The 6959-nt window shown below is 55.0% G+C and carries 5 protein-coding genes; all 5 read left to right on the forward strand.

Annotated elements, in window-relative coordinates:
- The first annotated feature begins 48 nt into the window (after window positions 1-48).
- Window positions 49-1221: a tRNA guanosine(34) transglycosylase Tgt gene (gene tgt / locus ACWVCN_RS01530; protein ID WP_455243746.1), complete on the forward strand. Its 1173-nt coding sequence runs from the start codon at window positions 49-51 to the stop codon at window positions 1219-1221.
- A gap of 18 nt (window positions 1222-1239) precedes the next feature.
- Window positions 1240-1572, forward strand: coding sequence for a preprotein translocase subunit YajC (yajC, locus tag ACWVCN_RS01535; protein ID WP_455243747.1), 333 nt, complete (start codon window positions 1240-1242; stop codon window positions 1570-1572).
- Between the two features lie 30 nt (window positions 1573-1602).
- On the forward strand, window positions 1603-3246 hold the full coding sequence (gene secD / locus ACWVCN_RS01540) for a protein translocase subunit SecD (protein WP_455243748.1): 1644 nt from the start codon (window positions 1603-1605) through the stop codon (window positions 3244-3246).
- A gap of 82 nt (window positions 3247-3328) precedes the next feature.
- Complete coding sequence (secF, locus tag ACWVCN_RS01545) at window positions 3329-4246, forward strand: protein translocase subunit SecF (protein WP_455243749.1); 918 nt, start codon at window positions 3329-3331, stop codon at window positions 4244-4246.
- 70 nt (window positions 4247-4316) lie between these two features.
- The coding region (locus tag ACWVCN_RS01550) for a PAS domain S-box protein (RefSeq protein WP_455243750.1) at window positions 4317-6959 on the forward strand (2643 nt) is incomplete at its 3' end.

Below are 6959 nucleotides of genomic sequence, written 5' to 3' on the forward strand. Positions count from 1 at the left end.
ATTTCTGCGCCAGACCAGATGTAACCGGGATTCGATAGTCGAGGGACCGTGAAGTTTTCTGCTGAACATATCGATCAACGCACAAAGGCCAGGTTCGGCAAGCTGACGACGCCTCGTGGTCAGGTTGAGACGCCCACGTTTATGCCGGTCGGGACCTTAGGACCGGTGAAAGGAATTGATCCCCGCGACTTGGAGCAATTGGGATTCGGGTTGATGCTCAACAATGCCTACCATCTCTATCTGCGTCCCGGACACAAGGTCGTGGCTGAGATGGGCGGTCTGCATCGCTTTACCGGATGGCCGGGTGCGATTCTGACTGATAGCGGGGGATTTCAAATTTTCAGCTTGGCCAAGCTCTGCAAGATCACCGACGAAGGGGTGAGTTTTCAATCACATCTCGACGGGTCGACTCATTTCATTACCCCTGAGACGGCAATCGAAATCCAAGAGGCATTGGGCGCCGACATCATCATGGCGTTCGATCAATGTGTGGCGTTGCCCGCGGATCAAGCGCTTGTGAAGGATGCAGTCAAGCGTACGACACTGTGGGCGAAGCGTTGCTTAGACGTCCGTCGGAGGACGGACCAGGCGCTCTTCGGTATTGTCCAAGGCGGATTGGATCAAGCCCTTCGACTCACATCGGCTCGCGAACTTGTTGAGCTTGATTTCGAAGGCTACGCCGTCGGTGGCTTATCGGTTGGGGAGACGAAAGAAGACATGTATGCCATGCTGGATCTCACGGTGCCAGAGCTTCCTGCGTCTAAGCCGCGATATCTCATGGGAGTCGGGATGCCTGAAAATCTTGTCGAAGGGGTTGCGCGGGGGATCGATCTCTTCGATTGTGTCGTTCCGTCGCGACACGGAAGAACCGGGTGGCTCTTTACGACATTCGGCCGCGTACTCATCAAGCAGGCGCGGTACGTACGTGACGAGCAGCCAATCGATCCAAGCTGCGAGTGCCCTGTTTGCGCCCGATACTCTCGTGCATACCTTCACCATTTGTACAACGTCAAGGAAATGCTCGCCTCACGGCTGAACACGATTCACAATCTTTGGTATTTTTCCGATTTTATGCACCGTATGCGTGCGGCGATTGCGCAGGGGGCTTTCTGGGAATTTCGCGATTTGTTCTATCATGGGCTGGAACGGGATGTCCCCGCCGTAGATACCGCTGGGGCGAAAGATGCCGAAACCGGTCGTCGTACAAGGGACAACATCTAGGAAGAGGGGAACCGTCGTATGTTGCTGGAATCTGTAGCGTGGGCTCAGGGAGCGGGTGGTGGAGGATCGGGAAGCGGGACGTTGTTGTCGCTCGTGCCGTTCGTACTGATTTTTGTCATCTTCTATTTCATGCTGATCCTCCCTCAGCAGAAGAAACAGAAACAGCAAAAGGCAATGCTGGAAGCGTTGAAAAAGGGCGACAAGGTCATCACGTCTGCTGGCATCTGGGGCACCGTGACCAATTTGGGGAAAGACACTGTCACGCTGCAGATCGCCGACAATACGAAAATCAAGATGCAACGGGACTACATTTCGCGGGTGCGCGCCGAAGAGGAAGACAAGGATTCGTAAAGTAGAGAGGATAAAGAGGTAGAAAGCGCTATGAAAAAAGTAGGTGGGCGGCTCACGTTGTTGTTGCTGGTCATACTGGTGGCAGTCGTCTGTTCCGTGCCTTCGTACCAGCCTTTGTATCAGTCGTTGCCGGGATGGGTGAAGTCGGCGTTGCCCAATAAGGGAATCACATTGGGATTGGACCTTCAGGGCGGCATTCACATGGTGATGGAGGTGGACGAAGATCGGGCTGTGGAGATTGCGGTCGATCGGTCGGTCACTTCGCTTCAAGACATGCTCGTGGACAAGAAGATTCCCGTCGAGTCGGTCAAACGGACAGGTCCTACGACGATCACGATTCAGTTTCAGGACGCCGAACTGAAAGATCAGATTAAAAAGTTGATCGACGACTACCCCACGTTTGCGGAGACGGAGGCGGCGGGGTCAGACAACACGGTTGTGTGGGAATTGCGAGAGACCGAAAGCAAGCGGATCAAGGACTCGGCCATCAATCAGGCCTTGGAAACGATCAGAAACCGCATTGATCAATTTGGCGTTGCTGAGCCGTTGGTGCAGCGTCAGGGGTTGAAACAGATTGTCGTGCAGCTTCCCGGCGTGAAGGATCCAAAGCGGGCGAAAGACCTTATCAAGGAAACGGCGCTGCTCGAATTCAAGATGCTCGATGAAGAAAGCCAGATGAAGCTGGATCTCCCGGCACGTATTCCCAAGGAGAAGGAAGCGGAGGTTCTCGCGCAGGTCGAAGGCAAGTTGCCTGAAGGAAGCGAAGTGCTGTTCGAGAGGGCGGTGGACAAAGATACGGGACGCGAGTATCGCATTCCGTATCTTGTGAAAAAGCGCGTGATGTTGACGGGCGACGTGCTGAGCGACGCGAGGGTCTCGATCGGTCAGTTCAACGATCCGTATGTGTCGATCACCTTCGATGCCAAGGGTGGCCGGGAATTCGAGCGGATTACCGAGGCCAATGTCAAGAAGCGCATGGCGGTCGTGCTCGACAATACCATCTACTCGGCTCCGGTCATTCAAGAGCGGATTTCGGGCGGCCGAGCGCAGATCACGGGAACGTTCTCCACTCAGGAAGCGAACGACTTGGCCATCGTGTTGCGGGCTGGTGCGTTGCCGGCTCCTCTTAAAATCATTCAGGACCTGACGGTCGGACCTTCTCTTGGTCGTGATTCGATTGAGAAGGGTTTGCAAGCGACCATCTTTGCTGGCGTATTCGTCGTCCTTTTCATGATCGTCTACTACCGGTTGTCCGGGGTCATTGCCGATTTTGCTTTGATCCTCAACCTGGTGTGCTTGATGGGGGCGCTATCGGCCTTGATGGCAACGCTGACCTTGCCTGGTATTGCCGGTATCGTGCTGACGATCGGCATGGGTGTCGATTCGAACGTGCTCATCTTCGAACGGATCCGTGAAGAATTGCGGAGTGGCAAGACGGTGAGATTGGCGGTCGACAGCGGATACGACAAGGCCTTGTTGACCATCATCGACTCTCACGTGACGACGTTAATCACCGGTGTTGCCTTGTTTCTCTTCGGCACAGGTCCGATCAAGGGCTTTGCCGTCACCCTGTGCTTGGGGATTGCGATCAATCTGTTTACGGCATTGGTCGGCACCAAGGTTGTATTTGACATCATGAATCAACGCCAAAAGGTGACTCAGTTGAGCATATAGCGCGACAGCCGTCAGGGACCAGCTCTCAGCTTCAAGCTGGTGGCTGAAGACTGAGAGTCGAGCGTTCAAAGAGGGAGTGAGCATGTTAGAGATTTTAGGGAAGACAAATATTGATTTCATGGGTAAGCGAAAGTTTGCCTTTATCTTTTCAGGAGTCATGGTGTTTCTGGGCATTCTTGCGTTGGTTCAAATCGGCCGGGGTGCGGCAAACCTTGGGATTGACTTTGCCGGTGGTACGGCGGTGCAACTGAAATTCGACCAGCCGGTCCGTATCGACGAAGCCCGGAAAGCCTTGGAGACGAACGGGCTCGGGAACGCCGAACTCCAAGAGTTCGGGCAGGACAACAAGCTGCTCATCCGTGTGAAGGCCTTGACCACCATCGAGGAGAAGACGGCGGAACGGGTTGTGGAAGTGTTCAAAAAAGAGTTTGTCTCAAATACCTTTGTTGTCGATTCCAGTACGGAAATCGGACCGACGATCGGTAAGAAACTTCAGGAAGACGCGATGATCGCCATACTCGTGTCCTTCATCGGGATCATTCTCTATATTGCCGCGCGATTCGAATTTCGCTTCGGCGTCGCGGCAGCCCTTGCGACCTTCCACGACGTGCTGGCTGTACTAGGTGCGTTTTATGTATTGGACAAGGAAATCACATTGCTGGTCGTGACCGCGCTCCTTACCCTTGCGGGCTATTCCCTGACGGACACCGTCGTTGTGTTCGACCGGATCCGGGAGAATCTCCGAATGAGACGTCGGGAAAACGAAGAATCGGTGATCAACAATGCCGTCAACCAGGTCTTGAGCCGTACGATTGTTACCAGCCTCACCGTGGTGCTGGTTCTGATTCCGTTGACCTTGGCCGGAGGAGAAGTCTTGCACGACTTTTCGTTGGCACTTTTGTGGGGCGTGATATTCGGAACCTATTCGTCCGTGTTCGTTGCCAGTCCGTTGCTCTTGTTGTGGCCGGGAACTCCGGGGCGGCTGTTGAAGAGGAGCTAGCGCTTCACAGAACCGTCGGGTCGATTGAATTGATGTGAGCGGCGCGACGTTCGTATAGGTTGACATGTCCATGGCATTCTGGAGTCGGTCTCACAGTCTCCAGCGCAAGATCATCACGGCAATCGTGATGGTCGGCCTCCTACCACTGACTCTCCTCCTTGCGTTGACGTACTTCGAGGAACGCCGGGCGCTTCGCGAAATGACTGGAACGAACTTCAAAGAAGTCGCCGTCGAAGCTGCGCGGCGTATCGAGATGCACGTGACGCGCGGGATGAACGAAGCGCAGCAGTTGGCTTCGACGCCGTTCCTGCGGACATCCGTGACGGAAGCGAACCGGACCTATGAGAATAAGGATCCGCAGGCCATCCGGCAGATCATCAAAGATTGGCAGCGTCGCTGGAAACAACGTGACAAGCGTAGCGAGTTTCCGCTCTTTATCAACCGTATCGTGACCAATTACTTGATTCGATGGCACGATATCAGAAAGTCCGATTATGTCGGAATCTTGGTCACGGATAACCAAGGCGCCCTCGTCGTCAGTTCCATTCCACAAGTAGAGTATTTCTACGGCAAGACTCCCTGGTGGCAGGCAGTCGTGAAGGGGGGAAGCTCCCAGGTGTACGTGAGCGATATTTCCTTCGATCCGGCTTTTGGGACGCATGTTGTGGTCGTGGCGGCACCGATCATCGACGATAATCAGAAGGCCGTCATAGGATCAGTCACCATCCTGCTTCGACGAGACACCCTGTTTCACTCGATTGCCGAAGTGACGATCGGGTCGACGGGCCATGCCATGTTGTTTGGTTCTGACGGAGTGCCGATTATCTGCCCGATCCTCGCTCCGGAAGAGCATTCTGTCACGCCGGCATTGGTCGGTACACTAGCCGCGCTGAAAGCGGGGTGGGCCGTGGCAGGGGATGATTCTCACGGGAGTCATGACGCCTTGATCGGGTTTGCGCCGGTGCGATTCACCGAGCCGCTCGCGATGGGGAGTATCGGCGGAAGGCAGTGGATCACCGTTGTCCGTCAAGATCCTGAGGAGACGTTCGCGCCATTGGCTGAATTGGTTGCCAAAGTGCTGCTCTATGGCTTAGGCGTGTTGGCGGTGTTGTGGGGGACCGGCATTGTCGCAGCCAGGCGGCTGGCCAAGCCGATTCAAGCTTTGCACGACGGCGTTCAAGAAATAGGAAGCGGCCGTCTCGAGAGACGACTGGAATTGAGAACAGGGGATGAAATCCAGCGCTTGGCCGAAGCCTTTAACGATATGGCGGCGAATTTGCAGCGCTCCTTTGGCCAGATCGAGCAACGGATGTCAGATGTGCGCAGACTGGAAGAGAAGTACCGCGACCTTATCGAACACTCTCCGGAAATGATCTATCAGATGGATCGCGGCGGGCGCTTTGTTCATGTTAACAAGACGGGGCTTGACAAGTTGGGCTACACGCTCGACGAAATGTTGGCGATGAAGTTGTGGGAATTGGTTCCACGCGGAAAAGAAACGGCCGTGTTGCATTATCTTGAACGCCTGGTGTCGCAGGGACAAAGTTCGATGGAAACCGTGCTCCTGGCCAAAGACGGTCATCCAATTGACGTCGAGATTCATACCACAGCCCTATTTGATCATGAGCGCGGAGGGCTAGTCCATTCCCGTGCATTCGTGCGTGACGTGACGGAACGGCGTCGGCTCGAACAGGAACTGCAGCACTATACCTTAGGACTCGAGCAGGCAGTTTCCGAACGCACTCAGCAGTTAGTGGCCTCTCAAGCGCGGTACAAGGCCCTGTTCGATCTGGTTGCCGATTCCGTGTTCATGGTGGACGCGGGGGGGGCAATCGTTGCTGTAAACAAACGTGAAGAACAGGCGCTCGGCTATGTCGAGTCAAAGGTGGTCGGACGTAGCATCTACGATGTTGTTATGTCGGCATATCGAGATGCCCTCAACGGGTGGTTGGCTGACATCACCACAGGGAAGCGCCAGGTGCCGACGCAGGAAATTACGGTCTGTAACGCGATCGGAATGGAAACGCCGGTTGAGATGGACTTGATCCGGGTGAGCGGGGCTGACCAGGTTCTCGTGATGGTGCAGCTGCGCGACATCACCGACCGGAAGAAGTTGGAGCGGCAGCTCCAGACCTATCGGGAAGAACTCGAAGCGAAGGTTCGTGAACGGACGAGGGAAATCGAAGAGACCAAGCAGTACCTGGAAAATTTGCTGGAAAACGCCAACGACGTCATCTATACGCTCGACACCGAGCAACGCTTTACGTACGTCAACAGCAAGGTGGAGGCGTGGGGCTATCGGAAGGACGATTTGCTCGGAAGACCCTATCTTGCGCTTCTTTCAAGGCGTCATCGGGGTCGACGGTTGAAGAACACGTTGGATATCGGTGCAAAGCAAGTGTACGAAGTCGAAGTCGTGACTCGCATGGGGGAACCTAGAACCGCGATGGTCAGCGTATCGCCGCTTCAGGGGGCTGAAGGGGAAATCCTCGGCGTGCTGGGCATCGCCAGGGACATGACGGAAACGAAGAAGCTGGAGCAGCACATCAGAAACTCGGAGAAGCTGGCTTCGGTCGGAAAGCTTGCAGCCGGCGTCGCGCACGAGATCAACAACCCTCTCAGCGCGATCCTCCTATACGCCGACATCCTCTGCCAGGAGACATCCCCGCACAACGCCCAGCAGTCCGAGGATCTGCAAATGATCGTGAAAGAG

This window comes from Petrachloros mirabilis, from assembly GCF_975968855.1.